Here is a 22,177-nt window from a genome sequence, read left to right on the forward strand (position 1 = left end):
CCGTCACATCATCACGCGGGCGGCGCCGTGGCCGGGGCGGTGTCCCCCACGGCCGCCGGTTCGGCGGCCGGCCGCGGCCGGCTCCGGTTCCGGCGACGGCCGATCAGCAGCAGCGCCACCCCGAGGTACGGCACGGCCACCGCCGCGAACGCCACCGCGTTGCCCGCGCCCGAGGCGACGAGCCCGTAGCCGGCGTACACGGCGATGATGGTGACGTCGGTGGCCAGGCCGGCGAGCGAGGTGACGGTGGCGCGACTCGGGCCGGATATGCGGGCCTGCAACCGGGCGTCGGCCAGCACGGTGGCGAGCTGGAAGGCGCCGAACGCCACCGCCACCAGCACGAAGCCGGCCGGGTGCCCGGTCAACGCCCCACCGGCGAGGGTCAGTGCGCCGAGGCAGAGCAGGGCCGCGTACCCGCGGGTGGTGAGCCGCTCCCCGGCCGGCGCGAGCAGCCCGCCGGCGGTCGTGCCGACCCAGACCAGCAGGAGCAGCAGCGGCACCGTGGCGGTGTCGAGGCCGGTGTCCCGGGCCAGGAGCGGGGTGTACTCGTCGAGGGCGCCCCAGCCCGCGGCCACCGCCGCGACCAGCAGCACGGCCGCGCGGACGGTGGGCACGGTGCGCGCCTCGGCCAGCCCGGCGCGCAGGCTCGCCGCCCAGCCCAGGTCGTCCTCGTCGGACCCGGCCCCGCCGTCGGTGTCGCGGTGCTCCGGGAACCGGGTGGCGACGGCCGCCGCGAGCAGGCACGCGAGGATGCTGCCCGCGGCGACCGCCGGGTAGCCGCCGGCGGCGAGCACCGGAGCGGCCAGCGGCGCCGAGGCGGCCGCCCCGACCACCCCGGCGGTCCTGGCCCGGCCCATCATCCGGGCGTACCGGCCGGCGGCGCCGAGGCGGTCGAGTTCGGTGAAGACCAGCGCCTCCAGCGCGCCGGAGCCGAGCGCCGCGCCCGCGCCCCAGAGCAGGAAGCCGAGCGCGAACGCCGGGTACGACGGCAGGAGCACCCAGACGGCGAAGCCGGCGGCGGTGACCAGCGGCGCGAGGCACAGCAGCAGTCGCCGGGACACGGCGTCGGCCCAGGCGCCGGAGGGCACCTCCAGCAGGATGGCGCTGGCCGACCAGATGACGAAGAGCGAGGAGATCTGCCCGACCGACAGCCCGGCGTCGGCGAACAGCAGCACGTACACCGGGTAGAGCAGGACGAAGTCCGTGAGGAACGCGTACCCGTAGAGCGTCGCCGTCACGCGGCGGACGCCCGGCACGCGGGTGGTGGTGATGGTCATGAGGCCTTTCCCGTGGGATCGAAGCGGACGCCGGTGGTGTGGCGTCCGCGGCGGCCCACGGGTGCGGCCGTCGACAGTGCATCAATGTCGCCAGGTCATGCCGAGGATCGTAACGGCGGCAGGCCGCCGATCCCAGCGTGATCGCGAACAGGTCGGGAACGCGACGGGCGTGGGGCGCCGGCCCCACGCCCGTCGCGGTCGGCTCAGCGGTGGTCGGACGGGCGTTCGACGGGCGGGATGACCATGGTGGCCTCGCTGTCGTCCGCACCGCGCGGACCGGGGACCGACGTGCCGGTGCTCGCGGCGGCGTCCGCGGGCCGGGGCACCACCTGGGTCGCGTCCGGGTCGGCCGCCGGCGACACCACCTGGGTCGCCTCCGGGTCGGCGGGCGTGGTGGCCTGGGTGGCGTCCGGGTCGTCCGTGGCCGCCCGGGACCGCTCGGCGTCGCGGCGGGCGGCCCGGTACGCGCGGGCCTGCTCGGCGATCTGCCGGGACTCCTGCTCGGCCCGCGTCAGACGTCTCCCAGCGGCTCTGCATCGGACGGATCAGGCCGCCACCCACGCCGACGACGAGGATCCCGCCGAGGGTGGCCAGCACGGCGATCAGCACCGGTGTGGTGATCGCCGTGGCGACGCCGATCTGGTCGAGCGCCGCGATGGCCCCGAGCCCGAGGAGGAAGACGTAGGCGACGGTCGCGAGCGCCCGGCCGTACGAGAGGCCGCCGAGCGCGCCACCGATGACGTCGCGGACGGCGCTGGCGATGGCGGCGGCCACCACGACGATGACGACCGCCACGAACGCGCGGGGCAGCCAGGCGATCACCGCGGCGATCAGGTCGGAGACGGGGTTCGGCCCCCAGATGCCGAACGCGAGCTGGAGGGTGACCAGCAGCAGCGCGTACTGGACGAGCCGGGCGACGAGATCGCTCGCGTCGTACCGGGACCGGCTCAGCGCCCGGCGGATGCCGCCCCGCTCGACGGCACGGTCGAAGCCGACGCGCTCCAGGATCCGGTTCACGACCTTCGACGCGGCCCGCGCGATCAGCCAACCGACCACCAGGATGGCCACGAAGGCGACGGCCTTGGGCACGAAGAGCATCACCGAGCGGAGGGCGTCGCCCACCGCGTCGCCGACGTTGTCTCTCATTCAAGGTCCTCCACACCGGGGTAGGTCGCGGATGTCGAAATCCGGCATCTACCCGGCGCGCACCGGGCTTCAAACGCCCGGGGAGGACACTCCCGACACGGTCACCGTCACGACCGGCGCCCGTGGCCGTCGCCCTCGGCGGCGCCGGCCACGTCCCCGGTGAGCGGCCCGAGATCCCGCTGCTCCGGCGAACCGACCTGGGGCGCGGCGGAGGCCGGCCCGCCCGGCGACCGGGTGAACTTGTCGAAGAAGCGCAGCAGCTCGACCGGGAACGGCATCACGAGGGTGCTGTTCTTCTCGGCCGCCACGTCCACCACGGTCTGCAACAGACGGAGCTGGTACGCGCCCGGCGTGGCCGCCATCGCCCGCGAGGCGTCGGCGAGCCGCCGCGACGCCTGGTACTCGCCGTCGGCCGCGATCACCCGGGCGCGCCGTTCCCGCTCGGCCTCGGCCTGCCGGGACATCGACCGCTTCATGCCCTCGGGCAGCGACACGTCCTTGACCTCGACCCGCTCGATGAGCAGACCCCACGGCTTCTCCGTCGGCGCGTCGATCACCGCCTTCAGCTCCGCGTTGATGCGGTCCCGGTCGCCGAGCAGGGTGTCCAGGTCCGCCTTGCCGATCACCGAGCGCAGTGCGGTCTGCGCCACCTGGAGCACGGCCGACGGGTAGTCGTGGACGTTGACCAGCGCCTTGACCGGGTCGACCACCCGGTAGTAGACGACGGCGTCGACGGTGAGCGTCACGTTGTCCCGGGTGATCGCTCCCTGCGCCGGCACGCCGATCACCGTGGTCTGCATGCTGACCCGGACCATCCGGTCGGCGATCGGGACGATCAGGTGCAGGCCGGGTTCGCGGACGCCCTCCAGCACCCGGCCGAAGCGGAAGACGTCCCGCGCTGGTACTGCTGGACCATCCGCAGGCTGAGCGTCAGCACGAGCACCGCGATCACGACCACGACGACCACGGCGACCACCACGGCGGCTCCCATGGCACCCCCGATCCCGACCGACACCCACGTTGCGGAACCGCGCATACCCGCTGTTCCGCCCGTCAGTCCTCCGATCCCGACGGGCCCCGGCCCGGGGCACGGGACCAGGCCCCCGGAATTGGATCTGGCCGCCCACCGCGCCGCCCCTCCTACGATGACGGCCCCGCACCGAGGAGGCCGTCATGCTGGAGCGCTTCGCCGACCTGTCCACGCCACTGCTGGCCGACGCCTGCGTACGCCTCGGGGTGCCGCTGCGGGCCGCGCCGGCCGGTGTGCGGCCCGTGGTGGTGGGCCAGCGGATCGCGGGGCGGGTGCTGCCGGCGCGGCACTACGGCAGCGTGGACGTGTTCCTGGAGGCGTTCGGCGTGGCGGCGCCGGGTGACGTGCTCGTGGTCGACAACGGCGGCCGGTCGGACGAGGCGTGCGTGGGTGACCTCGCGGTGCTCGAGGCCGCCGCGGCCGGGGTCGCCGGACTGGTGGTGTGGGGGCTGCACCGCGACACGGCGGAGCTGGTCGAGATCGGGGTGCCGGTCTTCAGCTACGGCAGTTGTCCACTCGGGCCGGTCCGCGTGGACCCGCGCGAGCCGGAGGCGCTGACCAGCGCCCGGGTGGGCGGCCACGAGGTGGGCCGGGACGACGTCGTCCTCGGCGACGACGACGGGGTGCTCTTCGTGCCGGCGGCCCGGGCCGAGGAGGTGCTGGCGACCGCGGCCGGCATCCGGGAGGTCGAGCGGGACCAGGCCGCGCGGATCCGGGCGGGCGAGACCCTGCGCCGGCAGACCGCCTTCGACGACTACCTGGCCCGCCGGGCCGCGGACCCCGCGTACACGTTCCGCCGCCACCTGCGGCGGACCGGCGGCGCCATCGAGGAGTGAGGACAGGCCTAGCGCGACACCGACGCCTGGCAATATCCTCCACATCACGCGCGGCCTCTGGAGCTACTTTTCACACACCCCCGCTCGGCCGCAGAGGAGATGCCATGCACGTCGACCATTCCGAACTGGACCGCCGCACCCTGCTGCGGGCCGGCCTCGGCGCCGCGACGGTCGCGGTCGTCGGGAGCGAACTCGCCCTCCCGTCCGCGGCGAAGGCGGCCCCGGGCGCGGACCTCGACTGGATCATCAGCTGCGACGAGTGGGGGGCGCGCCCGCCGGCCGACCCGCTGTCGGTCAGCGCCATCGCCACCAACAAGATCATCGTCCACCACATGGCGTTCCCGAACGTCACCGACTACTCCGAGGCGCAGGCCGTCAAGCTGGCGCGGGACTGCCAGGACCTGCACATGGACGGCAACGGCTGGTCGGACACCGGGCAGCACTTCACCGTGAGCCGCGGCGGCTACGTGCTGGAGGGCCGGCGGGGCAGCCTGGAGCGCCTGCAGGCCGGCGACCGGCAGATGATCGCGGCGCACTGCCCCGGCGAGAACGGGCGTGCCATCGGGATCGAGAACGAGGGCACGTACGTCACGGAGACGCCGCCGCAGGCGCTGCTGGACTCCCTGGTCAAGCTCTGCGTCGCGGTCTGCCGGCAGTACGGCCTGCACGCCCACGACATCTTCGGCCACTGGGACTTCCGCAACACGCAGTGCCCCGGCGCCGCGTTCTACCGCCAGTTCCCCATGCTCCGCCGCCGGGTGTTCGCCCGGCTCGGCACCGACCTCGCGGACGTGCCGGCCCGCCGCTGGCCCGACCTGTGGCGCTTCGTCAGCTCCCCCGCCGTGCAGGTGGTGCAGTACCTGCTCGCCCACCGGGGCTACACGGTGCCGGTCAACAGCGTCTTCGACGCCGCCACCGTGGCCGCCGTGCAGGACTGGCAGTACCGCAACGGCATCCCGGTGGACGTCGACGCCACCCTCACCCCGCAGACCTGGGAGACCCTGGTTCCCGAGCTGGACAAGGACGCGAGCGGGCTGCCCGTCAGCGCCGTCCAGTTCATCCTCAACATCAAGGGGTACGCCGAGGTCACCGTCACCGGCGAGTACGACTACGCGACCCGCAAGGCGGTGCAGGACCTCCAGGCCCTGCACGGGTTGCCGCGCAACGGCAAGGTCAACGCCAGCACCTGGTGCGCCATCGTCGGCGGCGTCGTCCGGCAGTCGTTCCGGCACCGCTGAGAAGCGGCGGGGGGTCGACCGCCGGTCGGTCGCTCCCCCCGCCGCCCCGAACAGGGGAAACGCCCTCGCGCCTCGTTGTCCACCGCCACCTCGTCTGCCACGATGACGCAGGTCACGACCAAGGAGGGTGCTGTGGCTTCGCGACTCAACCCGTACCTGAACTTCCCCGGCAACGCCCGGGAGGCGATGGAGTTCTACCAGCAGGTCTTCGGCGGTTCGCTGCGGATGAGCACGTTCGGCGAGTTCGGCGCCGCGGAGCCGGGCACGGCCGACCAGATCATGCACGCCATGCTGGAGACCGACCGGGGCTTCACGCTGATGGCGTCCGACCTGCCGCCCGGCATGGAGCACACGCCCGGCACCACCATCAGCGTCAGCGTCAGCGGGGACGACGCCGACGAGGTGCGCCGCTACTGGGAGCGGCTCAGCGAGGGCGGTGTCGTGACCATGCCGCTGGAGAAGCAGATGTGGGGCGACGAGTTCGGCATGTGCACCGACCGCTTCGGCATCCCGTGGATGGTCGACATCACCCCGCCCCAGGGCTGATCCGCCGCCACGCCGTTTGCCCGCCGGTGATCCCGGAAAGAGTCCGGGCATGAGATGGGCACGTCGAGTCCTGCCCGCGGCGGCCGCCGCCGTCGCGGCCCTCGCCGCGCGGGACCTGGTCCAGCGCGACCACGCGCTGTTGCGCACCTTCCCGGTCGTGGGCCGCGCGCGGTACCTGCTGGAGGCCATCGGGCCCGAGCTGCGCCAGTACATCGTGGCCGGCAACAACGAGGAGCGCCCGTTCACCCGGGACCAGCGCCGCTGGGTGTACGCGTCGGCGAAGCAGCAGAACAACTACTTCGGCTTCGGCACGGACAACGACATCGAGTACACCCCCGGGTACCCGATCATCAAGCACCGCACCTTCGGGCGTGCCGTCCCGCCGTCGGCCCCCGAGGCCGGGCACGACGTGCGGCTGCCCTGCGCCAAGGTGCTGGGCGCCGCCCGCGGCCGGACGCACGCCTTCCGGCCCGAGTCGGTCGTGAACATCTCCGGCATGAGCTTCGGGTCGCTGTCCGGCAACGCCGTCGAGGCGTTGAACCGCGGCGCCGCGCTGGCCGGGTGCCTCCAGAACACGGGGGAAGGTGGACTGTCGCCGTACCACCGCAACGGCGGTGAGCTGGTGTTCCAGATCGGCACCGCGTACTTCGGCTGCCGGGACGGGCGGGGCCGGTTCAGCCTGGCCCGCCTCAAGGAGCTGGTGGCCTCGGCGCCCGTGCGGGCGCTGGAGATCAAGCTGAGCCAGGGCGCCAAGCCGAGCCTCGGTGGCCTGCTGCCCGGCGCGAAGGTCTCGGCGGAGATCGCCGCCACCCGGGGCATCCCGGCGGGGCGGGACTGCGTCAGCCCGTCGCGGCACGCGGAGTTCTCCGACTGCGACAGCCTGCTGGACTGGGTGGAACTGCTCGCCGCCGAGACCGGGCTGCCGGTCGGCATCAAGTCCGCGGTCGGCGACCTCACCTTCTGGCAGGAACTCGCCGACCTCATGCGGGACACCGGGCGAGGCGTGGACTTCGTGACCGTCGACGGCGGCGAGGGTGGCACGGGCGCCGCCCCGCTGATCTTCACCGACTCGGTCTCGCTCCCCTTCCAGCAGGGCTTCACCCGGGTCTACCGGATCTTCGCCGAGCGGGGTCTGCACGAGCGGGTGGTCTTCGTGGGCGCCGGCAAGCTCGGCCTGCCCGACAACGCCGTGGTCGCGTTCGCGCTCGGCTGCGACATGGTGAACGTCGGCCGGGAGGCCATGCTCGCCATCGGGTGCATCCAGGCGCAGAAGTGCCACACCGACACCTGCCCCACCGGTGTGGCCACCCAGAACGCGTGGCTGGCCCGCGGCCTCGACCCGGCGCGGAAGTCGGTGCGGGCGGCCAACTACGTCCGGACGCTGCGCCGCGACCTCGTGAAGGTGGCCGAGGCCTGCGGCGTCGAGCACCCCGGCCTCATCGACACCGACGCCGCGGAGATCCTCGACGGCCGTACCGGCTCCACCCCGCTGCACGAGGTGTACGGCTACCGCCCCGGATGGGGACTGCCGTCGGCCGCGGACCGCGCCGAGATCGTCCGCCTGATGACCGGCGAGGCGCCGCAGGGCGGCAGCGCCCCACCCTCGCCGACCGCCCGGACCTGAGCCGGACGCCGGAGGAAAAATCGGCGGCGCCGGATCCGGGGACGCCCCTATCGTGGGCCGGTGCTGATCAGACGCGAGACCCCCGCCGACGTCGACGCCGTCCGCGCGGTGCACACCGCCGCCTTCGCCCGGCCGGACGCCGCCGTACCGGTCGAGGCCACCCTCGTCGACGCGCTGCGCGCCGACCCGGCCTGGCTGCCCGCCCTGTCGCTGGTGGCCACGGACTCCGCCGGCCAGGTGGTGGGGCACGTGGTGTGCACGCGGGGGTGGGTGGCGGGCGAGCCGGTCGCGCTGGGGCTCGGCCCGCTCGGCGTGCTGCCGCAGTGGCAGCGCCGCGGGGTGGGCTCGGCGCTCATGCACGCGGTGCTCGGCGCGGCCGACGCCCGCGACGAGGCGCTCGTGGTGCTGCTCGGCCACCCCGAGTACTACCCGCGGTTCGGCTTCCGCCCCGCCGTCGACCACGGTGTCACCCCGCCCGTCCCCGAGTGGGGACCGCGCTACTTCATGGCCCGCCCGCTCAGCGCGTGGTCGCCGGCGATCCGGGGCGAGTTCGCGTACGCGGAGCCGTTCCGGCAACTGTGACCTAGCCGATCGTGACCGGGGTGTTGCATTCTGGTTGCCATGGGCGAGGTGCTGCCGATCCCCGGCTTCGGTGACCTGTTCGCCGACACCCGGGGCGGGGACCGGACGATGCGGGTCAGCTACCACGCGGACCGGGAGGCCCTGGTCCTGTCCCTGTGGAGCGGCGCGGTCTGCCGGGGCTCGTTCCGGATGGCGCGGGGCGACGTGCCGCGACTGCTGGCGCTGCTCGCCGCGGTCACGGCCGCCGACCCGACCGCCACGCCGCCGGACGCCACCCCACCCGACCGCACCGACCCCCGGGTCGGCGTCGTGCGACGCCCCGCCGTCGCGGCGGGCGGCGACCCGGCCGGCGGGCCGGCGCACCGCGACGCGCCGCCCGTCGTGCCCGCGCCGCGCGTGGAGTCCGCGCCGCGCAGGGAGCCCGCGCCACGCGTCGCGCCCACGCCGCGGGTCGCCTGACCGGTCGCGCTCCGCCGGACGTTCCGGCAGGTCAGTGCCACGATCGCGGCGGCCGTGCGAACATGTGTTCGTGTCGACCGGGGCCACCATCCTGCACGCCGACCTGGACGCGTTCTACGCCTCGGTCGAGCAACGGGACGACCCTCGGCTGCGCGGCCGACCCGTGATCGTCGGTGGCGGTGTCGTGCTCGCCGCCAGCTACGAGGCGAAGGCCCGGGGCGTACGCAGCGCGATGGGTGGGCGCCAGGCGCGCCGGCTCTGCCCGGACGCGGTCGTGGTGCCGCCGCGGATGTCGGCGTACACGGCGGCCAGCCGCGCCGTGTTCGACATCTTCCGGGAGACCACGCCACTGGTCGAGGGGCTCTCGGTCGACGAGGCGTTCCTCGACGTGGGTGGCCTGCGCCGGCTTGCCGGGCCACCGGAGGACATCGCGGCGCGACTGCGCCGCACCGTGCGCGAGCGGGTCGGCCTGCCCATCACCGTGGGGGTGGCGCGGACGAAGTTCCTCGCGAAGGTCGCCAGCGGCGTGGCGAAACCGGACGGTCTGCTGGTCGTCCCGCCGGAGGCGGAACTGGCGTTCCTGCACCCGTTGCCGGTGGAGCGGCTGTGGGGCGTCGGGCCGGTCACCGCGGCGAAGCTGCGGGAGCGGCGCATCCGCACCGTCGGCGAGGTGGCCCGCCTCGGCGAGGCGGCCCTGGTGTCGCTGCTCGGCGCGGGCGCGGGCCGCCACCTGCACGCGCTCGCGCACAACCGCGATCCCCGCCCGGTGCAGGTGGGCCGCCGGCGGGGATCGATGGGGGCGCAGCACGCGCTCGGCCGCGGACCGCACGCGCCGGCCGACCTCGACGCGATCCTCGCGGGCCTCGTGGACCGGGTGACGCGGCGGATGCGCGCGGCCGGACGCAGCGGCCGGACGGTGGTGCTGCGGCTGCGCTTCGCCGACTACACCCGGGCGACCCGCTCGCACACGCTCGGCAAGGCCACCGACGACACGCGGCTCGTCCGCGACACCGCCCGGGCGCTGCTGTGTGCCGCGCTGCCCGAGATCGGGCGGCGCGGCGTCACGCTCGTCGGCGTCGCCGTGACCAACCTGGACGACAGCCACGTGCAGCTGACGCTGCCGTTCACCCCCGATCCCGGCGCCCGCCTCGACGCCGCCGTGGACGCGGTGCGGGACCGGTTCGGCACGAGCGCGCTCACCCGGGCGGTGCTGCTCGGCCGCGACACCGGGCCGGAGATGCCCCGCCTGCCGGACTGACGTGCGGCCGCCCGACGGGCGCCGGTCCGGAAGGGATCATCGCTGCCGGGGCGGCGGCCGGCGTCGGCGTACGGGGTGACCGGAGCCGATCAGGTTGGTCGAAAAAGTCGCGGACCGGGGGGCGCGACCGCGACAGAAACCGGTTACAGTGCTCGGACCGGATGACCCGACACACCAGGAGGTGCCCCCGGTGACGAGCACCAGCGACCACCACCCGGCCGACGCCCGGACCGACTGGGAGGCGCGGATCGCGCTGCGCAGCGACGAGGACGGCACGACGGACGGCACGCCCGTCCTCGCGCCGCCGGACGGGCTGACCGCGGTCCCCGGGGTCGGCCACGTCCACCTCTCCTGGGCGCCGGTGCCCGGTGCCGTCGGCTACCTCGTGCACCGCGCGCCGGTGCGCGACGGCGCCGTCGACGGCGAGCTGGTCCCCGTGGACCACCTCGGCGGTGACGTCCTCGCCGTGCCGGACACGTGGTACGTCGACACCACCGGCGAGCCGGGGCAGCCCTACGCGTACGCCGTGGCGGCCGTCCCCGAGGTCACCGTGACCGGGCCGCTCGGCGCCACCGTCACCTGCGCCTCGCTGCCCGCCGCCGCCACCGTCCCCACCGTCGACCTGACCGTCGACGCGGCCGCCACCGGCGCGCCCCTGGCCCGTCCGTGGCAGCCGATGATCGGCAGCGAGCGCCTGTCCCAACTGCTCTGCACCGACACCTCCGGTGGCCGGGAGATCGGCGTGGAACTGCTCGCGGCGCTGCGCCGGGTCCGCGACGAGATCGGCGTCGAGACCGTCCGGGCCCACTCGATCCTCCACGACGACCTGGGCGTCTACCGGGAGGTGGACGGCGAGCCCGTCCTCGACTTCACCGGCGTCGACCGGGTCTACGACCTGCTGCTCTCCACCGGGCTGCGGCCGGTCGTCGAGATCGGTTTCATGCCCCGCGACCTGGCCAGCGACCCGCAGCGGACGGTCTTCGAGTACCGGGGCGTCATCTCGCCGCCCAAGGACTGGGACCGCTGGGCGGCCCTCGTCCGCGCCCTCGTCGCCCACCTGCTGGAGCGGTACGGCGAGGAGGTCCTGACCTGGGACTTCGAGGTGTGGAACGAGGCCAACCTCGAGGTGTTCTGGTCGGGCACCCGCGACGAGTGGATGCGGCTCTACGACGTCACCGCCCGCGCCGTGAAGGACGTCGATCCCCGGATCCCGGTCGGCGGGCCGTCGTCGGCCGCCGCCGGCTGGGTCGACGCGCTGCTGTCCCACGCCCGCCGCTCCGGCGCGCCGGTGGACTTCGTCTCCACCCACACGTACGGCAGTCCGCCGCTGGACCTGCGCCCCACCCTCGCCCGGCTCGGCTTCCCGGACGCGCGGATCCTCTGGACCGAGTGGGGCGTCACCCCGACCCACTTCCACCCCGTCAACGACGGCACGTCCGCCGCGACCTTCCTGCTGAGCGGCATGCGCTCGGCCGCCGGGCGGGTCGACGCCCTGTCGTACTGGGTGGCGAGCGACCACTTCGAGGAGCTGGGCCGCCCGCCGCGGCTGCTGCACGGCGGCTTCGGCCTGATCACCGTCGGCGGGATCGCCAAGCCGCGCTACCACGCGCTGCGGATGCTCAGCCAGCTCGGCGAGACCGAGCTGCCCGTGCGCGCGTCCGGCGACGGCGCCGGCGGCCTCGTCCAGACCTGGGCGAGCCGGCGCGCCGACGGCACCCTGGCCGTCCTGGTCTGGGCGCACACCCTCGACCAGTCCAAGCGGGACGGTGACCCGGCGCTCGCCCGGCGGATCCGCCTCGCCGTGGACGGCGCGGCCGGCCGGACCGTCACCGTGACCCGCCTCGACCGCGAGCACGGCGACATCACCACCCTCGCCGAGCGGCTCGGCATCGGCGACTGGCCGGTGGGCGAGCAGTGGGACGCGCTGCGCGCCGTCGACTCGCTGACGGCGGAGAAGGTCGAGACCGGCACCGAGGGCGGGGCCGCCGTGGTGGAGCTGCACCTGCCGCAGCCGGGCGCCGTCCTCGTCGAGGTGGCCGGGAGCTGAGGCCGTGACCGCCACGCCCGCACCCCGCGCGACGGCCTCCGGCGCCCCGGCGGACGCCCCCGCCGGGACGGCCGGGGGTGTCCGGGTACGCCCCGGGCGGGGCCAGGTCGACGTCGACTGGGACCCCGTGCCGGGCGCCGCCGGCTACCTGGTGCACCGCGCCGACGGCGACGGCCCGTTCCGGGTGGTCGACCACCGGGGCGGGGACCTGCTCGCGGTGCCCGGCCCGCCGTACGCCGACACCACCGTCGAGCCCGGACGGACCGTGCGGTACGCCGTGCGCCCGGTGCACGACCCGGACCGGCCCGGGGACGGCCCGCTGGGGACGGCGTCCGTGCCGGTGGCCGCACGGGCCGACGGTGACGCGCGTGTCGAGGTCGACGTGGACGTGTCCCGCCCGGCCGGGCCGGTGCACCGGCCGTGGCGGGACACCGTCGGCTCCGAACACCTCAGCCTGCTGCTCAGCACCGACCGCGTCGGCGGCGAACCGATGGGCGCCGGGCTGGCGGCCGCGTTGGGGCGGGTGCACCGCGAGCTGGGCGTACGGCGGGTGCGCGCCCACGGCATCCTCGGCGACGACCTGGGGGTCTACCGGGAGGTGGACGGCCAACCGGTGCACGACTTCACGGGCGTCGACGCCGTGCTGGACGCGCTCGCCCCCACCGGCCTGCGGCCGGTGCTGGAGCTGTCGTTCGTGCCCCGGGCGCTGGCCCGCGACCCGTCCCGTGAGGTCACCGCCGCCGGGGTGTCCAGCCCGCCGAAGGACTGGGACCGGTGGGCGGCGCTGGTCGGTGACCTGATCCGGCACCTGCGGGCCCGGGTCGGGGACGCGGAGCTGCGGCGCTGGGCCGTCGAGGTGTGGAACGAGCCGGACCTGGAGTGCTTCTGGACCGGCACCCGCGAGGAGTACCTGCGGATGTACGACGTGACCGCCCGCGCGGTCCGCGCGGCCTGCCCCGGGCTGCCCGTCGGCGGGCCGGCGACCGCGGCCACCAGGTGGATCGAGCCGTTCCTCGACCACGTCGACGCCTCGGGCGCGCCGCTGGACTTCCTCTCCACCCACGTGTACGGCAGCCCGCCGCTGGACCTGCGCCCCGCGTTGGCCCGGCACGGGCGCGCCGGCACCCCGCTGCTCTGGACCGAGTGGGGCCCCTCCCCCACCCACTTCGCCCCGGTCAACGACTCGGTGCTCTCGGCCGCGTTCGTGGCCACCGGCATGCAGGAGGCGGCCGGCCGGGTCGACGCGCTGGCCTGCTGGGTGGCGAGCGACCACTTCGAGGAGTTGGGCCGTCCACCCGCGCTGCTGCACGGCGGGTTCGGGCTGCTGTCGGTCGGCAACCTGGCCAAGCCCCGGTTCTGGGCACTGTGGATGCTGGAGCGGCTCGGCCCGCTCCGGCTGCCCGCCCGCCTGGTCGGGGACGGCGCCGGCACCCTCGTGCGGGCCTGGCCGTCGGTCGACCCGGAGACGGGGCGGGTGGCCGTGGTGGTGTGGAACGGCACGCTCGACCAGGGGGTGCTGGACCGGCCCGCGCAGCGCCGCCGGCTCGGCCGGGACGTACGGCTGCGGCTGAGCGGCCTGCCCGGCGGGGCGTACACGCTGCGGCACCGGCGGCTGGACGACGAGACGTCCAACCTGGCCGCGACGGCCCGCCGGCTCGGCGTCGACGGCTGGCCCACCGCGGAGCAGTGGGCCGCGCTGCGCGCCGCCGACACGCTCGCCGACGCGGCGTCCCCGCGGACCGTCACACCCGACGACGGCCGGCTGGCCCTGACGCTGACCCTGCCCATGCCGTCGCTGTCCCTGCTGGAGCTGACCCCGCGATGACCGCACCCTGGTGGCGCGAGGCCGTCACCTACGAGGCGTACGTCCGCTCGTTCGCCGACGGCGACGGCGACGGCCTGGGCGACCTGCCCGGCCTGCGCGGGCGCCTGCCCTACCTGGCCTCCCTCGGCGTCGACGCGCTGTGGATCACCCCGTTCTACCCCAGCCCCGACCACGACGCCGGCTACGACGTCACCGACCACCGCGACGTCGACCCCCGGCTGGGCACCCTCGCCGACGCCGACGGCGTGATCGCCGACGCGCACCGGCTGGGCCTGCGGGTGGTCGTCGACCTGGTGCTCAACCACGTCTCGTCGGCGCACCCCTGGTTCGTGGCCGCCCGCGCGGCCGGCCCCGGCGCGCCCGAGCGCGCCCGGTTCCACGTCCGGCCCGGACGCGGCCCCGACGGCGCCACCCCGCCGACCAACTGGCCGTCCATCTTCGGCGGCCCGGCGTGGACGCCGTTCGGCGACGGCGAGTGGTACCTGCACCTGTTCGACCGCGAGCAGCCCGACCTGCGGCACGAGCACCCGGAGGTGGCCGCCGACGCCCTCGCGACGCTGCGGTTCTGGCTGGACCGGGGCGTGGACGGGGTGCGCTTCGACGCCGCCGGCTCGCTGTCGAAGGACCCCGCGTACCCGGACCTGCCCGACGGGTGGCGGCCGGGCGACCCGGCGCCGTACAGCGACCGGGACGAGGTGCACGAGATCTACCGCCGCTGGGCGCGGGTGCTGGCGTCGTACCCGGGCGACCGGCTCGGGGTGGCGGAGACCTGGGGCGGGCCGGACGTGCTCGCGCCCTACCTGCGCCCCGACGAGCTGGGGCAGGCGTTCGCCATGGACCCGCTCTACTGGCCGCTGCGCGCACAGCCGTGGCGGGAGGGCGTCGACGCGCTGCTGGCCGCCACGGGACGGCACGGGCGGCTGCCCACCTGGGTGCACGGCAGCCACGACGTGCGCCGCGCCGCCGACCGGTGGGGGCCCGACGGCGCCCGGGCGGTGCTGCTCCTGATGCTGGCGTTGCCCGGCGCGGTCTACCTGTACGCGGGGGACGAACTCGGCCTGCCCGAGGTGGCGCTCGCCGACGGGGAGATCCGCGACCCGGTGTTCCGGCGCTCCGGCGGCGCCGACCGGGGCCGCGACGGTGCCCGGGTGCCGCTGCCGTGGACCGACGGCCCGGCGCCGTACGGCTTCGGCCCGGACGGCGCGACCCCGTGGCTGCCGCAACCCGCCGGCTGGGGCGCGCGGTCGGTGGCCCGGCAGAGCGACGACCCGGCCTCCCCGCTGGCGGTGACCCGGGCCGCGCTGGCGCTGCGCGGCGCGTGGTGGCGGGGCCGGCCGGAGGAGCTGACCTGGCGGGACGCACCCGCCGACTGCCTGGCCTTCCGTCGGGGGCAGCACGGCCCGACCTGCCTGGTCAACTTCGGGGACGCGCCGGTGGACTGGCGCCCGTACGGCCGGCGGCTGCTGCTGGCCAGCGCCCCGGCGACGGAGGAGAAGCTGCCGGCGCGCGCCACCGCGTGGCTCGCGTGAGAGCGCGCGCGACAGACCTGGCTCGCGTGAGAGCGCCGGCCACCGCCTGGCTCGCGTGAGCGAAGGGGCCCCCGCGGACGCCTCGGGTGGCGCGGGGGCCCCTTCGTGACACCCGGTCGGCGGCGTGACCTAACCGGCGGCCGCCTTCGCGAACGGGTTCGGGATCGAGTCGAGCAGCAGCCTCGTGTACTCGTCGCGGGCCGCCCCGATCACCTCCCGCGTGGGGCCGCGCTCGACCAGCACGCCCTGGTTGAGCACCAGCACCTCGTCGGCCAGCAGCCGGGCGCTGAGCAGGTCGTGGGTGATGTAGAGCATCGCCAGCCGGCGGTCGCGGACCAGGTCGCCGAGCAGTTCGAGGATCTCGGCGCGGATCGACACGTCCAGCATGGAGATCGGTTCGTCGGCGATGAGCACCCGCGGGTCGGGCGCCAGGGCCCGCGCGGTCACGACCCGCTGCCGCTGACCGCCGGAGAGCTGGTGCGGCAGCTTGTCGAGGAACTGGCCGGCCGGGGCGAGTCCGACGCTCTCCAGCAGCTGCGCGGCGCGCTCGCGGGCGGCCGCCCCGCGCAGGCCGGCGAAGTTGGCCAGCGGCCGGGACAGCGCGTACGCGACGGTGCGGGTCGAGTTCAGCGCGCTGAACGGGTCCTGGAACACCATCTGCACGTGGCGGCGGTAGTCGCGCAGGGCCGCGCCCCGCAGCCGGTCCACCCGCACGTCGGTGCCGTCGTCGCCGGTGAACCGGACCTCGCCGCTGGTCGGGCGTTCCACCGCCGTGACGATCCGGGCGAGGGTGGACTTGCCGCTGCCGCTCTGCCCGACGAGGGCCGTCACGACGCCGGGGCGCAGCGCGAAGGACACGTCGCGGACCGCCTCGACGCTGCTGGTCCGCAGCCCCCGCCGGGTGGTGTAGCGCTTGCTCACCCCCGTGACCGTGAGCACGGGGGCGGCCTCGGCCGCGTCGGCCGGCCGGTCGAGGGTGCCCGTGGCCGGGAAGTGGCTGCCGAGGGTGGCGGCGGCGTCGGCGCTGCCGAGCGTCACCACTGGCAGCCGGTCGGACTGGGCGACCAGGCAGCGGACCAGCCCGTGCCGGTCGGGCAGCAGGTCCGGGTGCGTCGTCCGGCAGGCGTCCTCCACGTGCGGGCAGCGGGCGGCGAAGAGGCAGCCGGTGTGCGGCCGGGACAGGTCCGGCGGCCGGCCGGGGATGTAGCTGACCCGGACGTCGGGCAGGCGCGGGTCGGCGTACGACCCGAGCAGACCACGGCTGTACGGGTGCCGGGGCTCGCGGAGCATGTCGGCGGCGCGGCGGTCCTCGACGATCTCGCCGCCGTACATGACCATGACGCGGTCGGCCATCTCCAGCACGGTGCCCAGGTCGTGGCTGATGAACAGCACCGCGAAGCCCAGCTCGCGGCGCAGCTCGGCGAGGCGGGTGAGGATGCCCCGCTGGACCACCACGTCCAGCCCCGTGGTGGGTTCGTCGAGCAGCACGAGCTTGGGGCGCAGGGCGAGGGCGAGCGCGAGGGCCACCCGCTGTTTCATGCCGCCGGACAGCTCGTGCGGGTACGCCCGCAGCACCCGCCGGTCCAGGGCGACCAGTTCGAGCAGTTCGGTGGCGCGTTCGGTGACGTCGCCGGGCACCTTGTGCGCGGCGAACGTGTCGGCGAACTGGGCGTGCACCCGGATCACCGGGTTGAGCGAGTTCATGCTGCTCTGGAACACGGTGGACAGGTCCACCCAGCGCAGCTCGCGCAGCTTCTCCTCGTCGGCGGTGGTCAGGTCGACGCCGTCGAAGGTGACCCGACCGCCGGTGATGCGCGCCGGCGGTGAGAGCAGCCGCAGCACCGCGTTGCCGAGCGTCGACTTGCCGCAGCCGGACTCCCCGAGCAGTCCCACGAACTCGCCCTCGGAGATGTGGAACGACACGTCGTGCACGGCCCGGTTCGCCGGCTGGTCGCGGGGGGTGTAGGTGACCGAGAGGTGGTCCACCTCGAGCAGAGCCATGTCAGTCCTCCCGCAGGTGGGGGTTGCTCAGCGCGTCGATGCCGAAGTTGATGAGCGTGAAGGAGGTGATGAGCAGGGAGAGCGCCAGGCCGGGGGCGATGAGCCAGGCCCACTGGCCGGTGAGCATCGCGCCGCCGAGGCTCGCCTGGTTGAGCATCGTCCCCCAGCTGACGGTCAGCGGGTCGCCGAGCCCGAGGAACGCCAGGCCCGCCTCGCCGCCGATGGCGCCGAGCGCCGCGCCCATGAACCCGACCACGATGAGCGAGGTCATGTTCGGCACGATCTCGCGGGCGATGATCCGGGCCGTGCGGTCGCCGGCGAACCGGGCGGCCGTGATGTAGTCCCGGGTGCGCAGGGTGATGATCTGCGAGCGCTTGATCCGGGCGCCGTACGCCCAGCCGGTCACGCTGATGACGATGATGATCAGCCAGAGCCCGCGGACCGGGGCGTACGCGGCGAGCGTCACCATGAGCGGCAGCGCCGGCACGACGAGGCCGAGGTTGATGAGGAACGACAGCACCTCGTCGACCCAGCCGCCCACGAACCCCGCCGTGAGGCCGACGACCAGGCCGATGAGGGTGGAGAGGACGCCGGCCGCGAGGCCGACGACCAGCGAGGTGCGGGCGCCGACGACCAGTTGGGAGAAGACGTCCTCGCCCTGCGCCGTGGTGCCCAGCCAGTGGTCGGCGGTGGGGCCCAGCGAGGTCGGGAACGCGTCGTCGCGCGGGTCGTACGGAGCGATCAGCGGCGCGAACACCGCGACGAGGACGAACGCCGCGAGCATCAGGATGCCGATGCGGCACTTGCGGTTGCGCCAGAGGATGACGAACCAGCCGGGCAGCCGGGTGCCGCGGGCCACCGCGGTGGCGGCGGCCTGCACACCCTCGGTGTCCGCGCCGGGCGCGGGTACGGCGGGGGCCGGTGTGCTCACGCGTCCTCACCCCGCCCGTCGTGACCGATGGTCATACCGACTCCACCTTTCGCACCCGGGGGTCGAGGAACCCGTAGAGCAGATCGGCCAGGAAGTTCGCCACGAGCACGCCGATCGTGGTGAACAGGAAGATGGCCTGCATCAGGGGGTAGTCCCGGCTGGACACCGACTCCAGCAGCAGCCGGCCCATGCCGGGGTAGTTGAAGACCGTCTCGACGAGCACGGTGCCGCCGAGGATGCCGCCGAGCGCGATGGCGAAGCCGGTGACGTTGGGCAGGATCGCGATGCGCGCGCCGTAGGTGATGGCGACGCGGCGCCGGGGCAGTCCGCGGGCGACCGCGAGGCGGGTGTGGTCCTCGCCGAGGCTCTGCACCATGTTGTTGCGCATGCCGATGATCCAGCCGATCGGCCCGGTGATCAGCAGCGCCACCGCCGGCAGCACGCTGTGCTGGAAGGCGTCGGAGATGAACAGCCAGTTCCATCCGGGCGAGCTGCCGCCGCCGTAGCCGCCGCGCTCGGGGAACCAGCGCAGCGTGATGGCGAAGACGTAGACGAGCAGCAGGGCGAGCCAGAAGAACGGCAGCGTGCCGAGGAACGTCGAGCCCAGCGTGATGACGGAGTCGACGCGGCTGTTGCGGCGGTACGCGGCCCAGGTGCCGAGCAGGGTGCCGACGACGAACGAGATGATCTGCGTGACGCCGACCAGGATCACCGTCCACGGCAGCGCCTGCCCGATCATGTGGGTCACGCTGTACGGGAAGTACGTGTACGAGATGCCGAAGTCGCCGTGCAGCACCGCCCCGAGGTACTGGACGTACTGGTCGAAGAGGTTGCCGTCCGGGGTGCCGAGCATGACGCGGATCGCCTGCACCTGGGCCGGGTCGATGCTCTCGCTCTGCCCGGCCAGCCGCGACACGATGGCCTCGGCCGGGTCGCCGGGCTGCAGCCGCGGGATCAGGAAGTTCAGCGTGACGGCGGCCCACAGGGTGCCGAGGAAGAACAGGAAGCGTCTGACGAAGTAGGCCACGGGAGCCATCCCTTTCTCGGGGCGTGCCGGCCGGCGCGCGCGGGCGCGCCGGCCGGCCGTCGGCTACTTGGCGCCGGCCCCGGCGGGCTTCAGGTTGGTGATGATCAGCAGGTTGTCGCTCGGCGCGGCGTACGGGTTCTCCTCGTTCGGCCAGCCGACCGCCTTGGTCGTGCGGTACTGGAACCACTTCGCGCCGTACCAGAGCGGGATCATCGGCACCTGCTCCATCATGACCTTGGTGAGGTCGGCGACGGCGGCCTTCTGCGCGGCCTCGTCCGTGGCCGTGCGCAGGGTGTCGATGAGCTGGTCGGTGCGCGGGTCGTTCCAGCGGACGAAGTTGCTGACCGCCTTCTTGCCGATCGGCGCGGACTGGTCGCTGGCCAGCGGCTCCTGGAAGTTGCGGAACATGTTGCAGCTACCGCCGTGGACGCCGAGCAGCATGTCGTAGTTGCCGATCGCCCGGTCGTTCTCGTACGCCTCGGGGGTGGGCGTCTCGGCCCGGACGGTGAAGCCCAGCGCGGTCAGGTTGGCCACGATGATCCGCTGCGCCTGCACCCAGTCGGTCCAGGAGCCGGGCACCCGGAAGCTGAACTGGATCGGCTTGCCGTCCTTGCCGACCCGCTTGCCGTCGCCGTTGCGGGGGTAGCCGGCGGCCGTGAGGTCGGCGTCGGCCTTGGCCTGGTCGTACGCGATGACGCCCTGGTTGGGGATGTCCTTCGGCAGCCAGTCGGCCTGCCCGGGCACCACGAGGCCGGTCTGGCTGGCCGGCTTGACGTAGCCGAGCTGCGCCTTGTCGACGATCTCCTGCCGGTTGAACGCGGGCAGCAGGGCCTTGCGGAAGGCGGTGTCGTTGAACGGCGCCTTCGTGAGGTTCATGTAGACGCTGATCGAGCCGCCGGAGGGATACCAGTACCTGTTGTGCTCCGGGTCCCGGTCGACGTACGCCTTCTTGATGTCCGGCACGAACATGGCGTTCGTGTCGTACTCGCCGCGGCTGAGCTTGAGCTGGTCGATCTGGCCCCCGCCGTCGGCCTTGTGGAACCGCAGCTCGTCCACCATGACCTTGTCGGCCTGCCAGTAGTCGGGGTTGCGGGCCAGCGTCAGCTGCTGCGGGTTGAACGCCTTGACGGTGAACGGGCCGGTGCCGACGGGCTTCTCGGCGTTGGGGAACGTCACCGGGTCGGGCACGGTGGACCAGACGTGCTTCGGCACGATCTTGATCTCGCTGAAGAGCGTGAAGGCCGCGGCGCCGGGCTGGGTGAACCGCATGGTGACGGTCTGCGGGTCGGTCGCCTCCACGGCGCTCAGGTAGCGCCAGATGCCCTTGGTGTCGAGCGCCTTGTGCTGCTTGAGCATGTCGAAGGTGAAGGTGACGTCGTCGGCGGAGAACGGCTTGCCGTCGTTCCACTTCACCCCGGACCGCAGCTTCCACACCAGCGTCCGCGGGTCGGTCCAGTTCCACTCGGTGGCGAGCCAGGGCTTCGCCTGGCACCCGTAGTTGTCGTACGTGATGAGCTGCTCGAAGACGTACTCGGTGGCGCCGAGGCGGCTCGCGTCGAGGTACGGGTTGTAGTTGGCCTGCGGGTTGCTGCCGCCGCCGAAGTCGCCGTAGTCGAGGTAGGCGATGCGGCCCTCGGTGCCGGGGCCGGACTCCTGTTCGGTGCCGGTGCAGCCGCTGGCCGCCAGGGCGACGGCCACCGCTACGGCGGCGATCCGGGCGAGTCGTGGTCGTTTCACTTGCCGGTACCTCCAGTGGGGGATTCCGCCGGGCAGCCGCAGCTGCGGCGCACGACGAACTCGGTGGGGAGGACGATGCTGTCGGGCGCCGCCGCGCCGGGGGCGTCGACGGCGGTGAGGATCGACCGGGCGGCCTCGGCGGCCAGGTCCCGGATCGGCTGTCGCACGGTGGTGAGCGGTGGCGCGACGAGCGCGGCCATGGGCGCGTCGTCGAAGCCGGTGATGACGAGGTCCTCCGGCACGCGCAGGCCCCGGCCGAGGGCCCCGACGAGGACGCCGAGCGCGATCTCGTCGTTGGCGCAGACCACCGCCTGCGGGGCGGCGCCGCCGGTGAGCAGCCGCTCGGCGGCGAGCACGCCGTCGGGCTGCTGCATCGCGACCCGGACCGGCTCGGCGGGCGGGTCCAGGTCCAGCTCCCGGTACGCGTCCCGGAAGCCGGCCCACCGCTCGCTGACGTCGGGCGACCCGTCGGGGTTGCCGACGAAGGCGAGGTCCCGCAGGCCGTGGTCGACGAGCAGGTGCCGGGTCAGCCGCGCCATGGCGGGCGCGTTGTCGACGCTCACCGAGGGCACGGTCTCCGGGCCCCGACCGGCCAGGACGACCACGGGAACCATCTCGGCGAGCCGCAGCAGCGCCGGGTCGGAGATGGTGCCGCCGACGACGGCCACGCCGTCGACCCGCCGGGCCATCTCGAGGACCTGGTCGTCGGAGTCCTCCCGCAGGTGGGTGCAGAGGATGTGCACGCTGGCCCGGGCCGGCACGGCCTCCGACTCGAAGCCCTGGATCAGCTCGGTGAAGTAGGGGCCGGACAGGCCGGGGAAGACCAGGCCGAGCGCGCCGTGCCGGCGGGCGGCGAGCGCGCGGCCCAGGTGGTCCGGACGGTAGCCGTACTTCTCGATGGCATCGAGGACGCGTCGGCGCATCTCCTCCGACACCTGGCCGGTGCCGTTGGAGACCCGGGAGACCGTGGCGACCGAGACGCCGGCCAGCCGCGCGATCTCCCGAACCGTGACCCGACTGTTGCCCATGGCTCCCTCGATCCGTAACGTGCGGTTAACAGAAACCGGTTTCAGGCACGATAAGC

16 protein-coding genes and 2 pseudogenes are annotated in these 22,177 nt (G+C 74.3%); 10 read left to right on the forward strand and 8 right to left on the reverse strand.

The features are described 5' to 3' along the window. Positions 1 to 11: 11 nt before the first annotated feature. From OG994_RS09145 to OG994_RS09155, 3 genes and pseudogenes are all read right to left on the reverse strand, one after another. Positions 12 to 1,277 carry an MFS transporter gene (locus OG994_RS09145; protein WP_407942577.1) on the reverse strand — a complete coding sequence of 422 codons (1,266 nt, stop codon included), beginning with the start codon at positions 1,275 to 1,277 and terminating at the stop codon, positions 12 to 14. Positions 1,278 to 1,480: 203 nt separating this feature from the next. Further along, positions 1,481 to 2,423: pseudogene (locus OG994_RS09150) on the reverse strand (membrane protein). Positions 2,424 to 2,530: 107 nt separating this feature from the next. Continuing rightward, positions 2,531 to 3,414, reverse strand: a pseudogene (locus tag OG994_RS09155) (slipin family protein). A gap of 182 nt (positions 3,415 to 3,596) precedes the next feature. On the opposite strand from OG994_RS09155, the gene OG994_RS09160 reads away from it, so the two are divergent. The 10 genes from OG994_RS09160 (at position 3,597) to OG994_RS09205 (ending at position 15,397) form a co-directional block, all read left to right on the forward strand. Next, on the forward strand, positions 3,597 to 4,289 hold the full coding sequence (locus tag OG994_RS09160) for an RraA family protein (RefSeq protein ID WP_120331275.1): 693 nt from the start codon (positions 3,597 to 3,599) through the stop codon (positions 4,287 to 4,289). A 104-nt stretch (positions 4,290 to 4,393) separates the two neighbouring features. Then, entirely contained in the window at positions 4,394 to 5,527 is a 1,134-nt protein-coding gene (locus OG994_RS09165; RefSeq protein WP_328852828.1) for a peptidoglycan recognition protein family protein, read from the forward strand. A gap of 132 nt (positions 5,528 to 5,659) precedes the next feature. Beyond that, positions 5,660 to 6,073, forward strand: a complete 414-nt coding sequence (locus OG994_RS09170; RefSeq protein WP_328852829.1) for a VOC family protein — start codon at positions 5,660 to 5,662, stop codon at positions 6,071 to 6,073. A 49-nt stretch (positions 6,074 to 6,122) separates the two neighbouring features. Then, positions 6,123 to 7,697 (forward strand): FMN-binding glutamate synthase family protein, encoded by a 1,575-nt coding sequence (locus tag OG994_RS09175; protein ID WP_328852830.1) that lies wholly within the window; start codon positions 6,123 to 6,125, stop codon positions 7,695 to 7,697. Between the two features lie 60 nt (positions 7,698 to 7,757). Continuing rightward, positions 7,758 to 8,279 (forward strand): GNAT family N-acetyltransferase, encoded by a 522-nt coding sequence (locus OG994_RS09180; protein ID WP_328852831.1) that lies wholly within the window; start codon positions 7,758 to 7,760, stop codon positions 8,277 to 8,279. Between the two features lie 39 nt (positions 8,280 to 8,318). Continuing rightward, positions 8,319 to 8,738, forward strand: coding sequence for a hypothetical protein (locus OG994_RS09185; RefSeq protein ID WP_120329149.1), 420 nt, complete (start codon positions 8,319 to 8,321; stop codon positions 8,736 to 8,738). Positions 8,739 to 8,808: 70 nt separating this feature from the next. Further along, a complete protein-coding gene (gene dinB / locus OG994_RS09190; RefSeq protein WP_328852832.1) occupies positions 8,809 to 9,996 on the forward strand; it encodes a DNA polymerase IV in 1,188 nt (395 codons plus the stop codon). A 190-nt stretch (positions 9,997 to 10,186) separates the two neighbouring features. Further along, on the forward strand, positions 10,187 to 12,043 hold the full coding sequence (locus OG994_RS09195; protein WP_328852833.1) for a GH39 family glycosyl hydrolase: 1,857 nt from the start codon (positions 10,187 to 10,189) through the stop codon (positions 12,041 to 12,043). Between the two features lie 4 nt (positions 12,044 to 12,047). Next, a complete protein-coding gene (locus tag OG994_RS09200) occupies positions 12,048 to 13,868 on the forward strand; it encodes a GH39 family glycosyl hydrolase (protein WP_328852834.1) in 1,821 nt (606 codons plus the stop codon). Then, a complete protein-coding gene (locus OG994_RS09205) occupies positions 13,865 to 15,397 on the forward strand; it encodes an alpha-amylase family glycosyl hydrolase (protein WP_328852835.1) in 1,533 nt (510 codons plus the stop codon). The genes OG994_RS09200 and OG994_RS09205 overlap by 4 nt, the downstream gene beginning before the upstream one ends. Positions 15,398 to 15,526: 129 nt before the next feature. Here the strand turns inward: OG994_RS09205 and OG994_RS09210 are convergent, their stop codons facing one another. The 5 genes from OG994_RS09210 to OG994_RS09230 form a co-directional block, all read right to left on the reverse strand. Continuing rightward, positions 15,527 to 17,398 (reverse strand): ABC transporter ATP-binding protein, encoded by a 1,872-nt coding sequence (locus OG994_RS09210; protein WP_328852836.1) that lies wholly within the window; start codon positions 17,396 to 17,398, stop codon positions 15,527 to 15,529. 1 nt (position 17,399) lies between these two features. Further along, entirely contained in the window at positions 17,400 to 18,329 is a 930-nt protein-coding gene (locus tag OG994_RS09215) for an ABC transporter permease (RefSeq protein ID WP_120329154.1), read from the reverse strand. A 31-nt stretch (positions 18,330 to 18,360) separates the two neighbouring features. Further along, positions 18,361 to 19,356 carry an ABC transporter permease gene (locus OG994_RS09220; protein WP_120329155.1) on the reverse strand — a complete coding sequence of 332 codons (996 nt, stop codon included), beginning with the start codon at positions 19,354 to 19,356 and terminating at the stop codon, positions 18,361 to 18,363. Between the two features lie 63 nt (positions 19,357 to 19,419). Next, the gene (locus OG994_RS09225) at positions 19,420 to 21,093 is read right to left on the reverse strand and encodes an ABC transporter substrate-binding protein (RefSeq protein ID WP_328852837.1); all 1,674 of its coding nucleotides are present in this window, start codon (positions 21,091 to 21,093) and stop codon (positions 19,420 to 19,422) included. Next, positions 21,090 to 22,121, reverse strand: a complete 1,032-nt coding sequence (locus OG994_RS09230) for a LacI family DNA-binding transcriptional regulator (RefSeq protein ID WP_120329157.1) — start codon at positions 22,119 to 22,121, stop codon at positions 21,090 to 21,092. Before OG994_RS09230 ends, OG994_RS09225 begins: the two co-directional genes overlap by 4 nt. Between the last annotated feature and the right edge of the window lie 56 nt (positions 22,122 to 22,177).

The sequence above is a fragment of the Micromonospora globbae genome (assembly GCF_036184225.1).
Classification (GTDB): Bacteria; Actinomycetota; Actinomycetes; order Mycobacteriales; family Micromonosporaceae; genus Micromonospora; species Micromonospora globbae.

Coding starts and splice junctions, on each gene's coding strand:
- OG994_RS09145 (WP_407942577.1), bottom strand. CDS start 1,277: ATGACCATCACCACCACCCGCGTGCCGGGCGTCCGCCGCGTGACGGCG.
- OG994_RS09160 (WP_120331275.1), top strand. CDS start 3,597: ATGCTGGAGCGCTTCGCCGACCTGTCCACGCCACTGCTGGCCGACGCC.
- OG994_RS09165 (WP_328852828.1), top strand. CDS start 4,394: ATGCACGTCGACCATTCCGAACTGGACCGCCGCACCCTGCTGCGGGCC.
- OG994_RS09175 (WP_328852830.1), top strand. CDS start 6,123: ATGAGATGGGCACGTCGAGTCCTGCCCGCGGCGGCCGCCGCCGTCGCG.
- OG994_RS09185 (WP_120329149.1), top strand. CDS start 8,319: ATGGGCGAGGTGCTGCCGATCCCCGGCTTCGGTGACCTGTTCGCCGAC.
- OG994_RS09205 (WP_328852835.1), top strand. CDS start 13,865: ATGACCGCACCCTGGTGGCGCGAGGCCGTCACCTACGAGGCGTACGTC.
- OG994_RS09210 (WP_328852836.1), bottom strand. CDS start 17,398: ATGGCTCTGCTCGAGGTGGACCACCTCTCGGTCACCTACACCCCCCGC.
- OG994_RS09230 (WP_120329157.1), bottom strand. CDS start 22,121: ATGGGCAACAGTCGGGTCACGGTTCGGGAGATCGCGCGGCTGGCCGGC.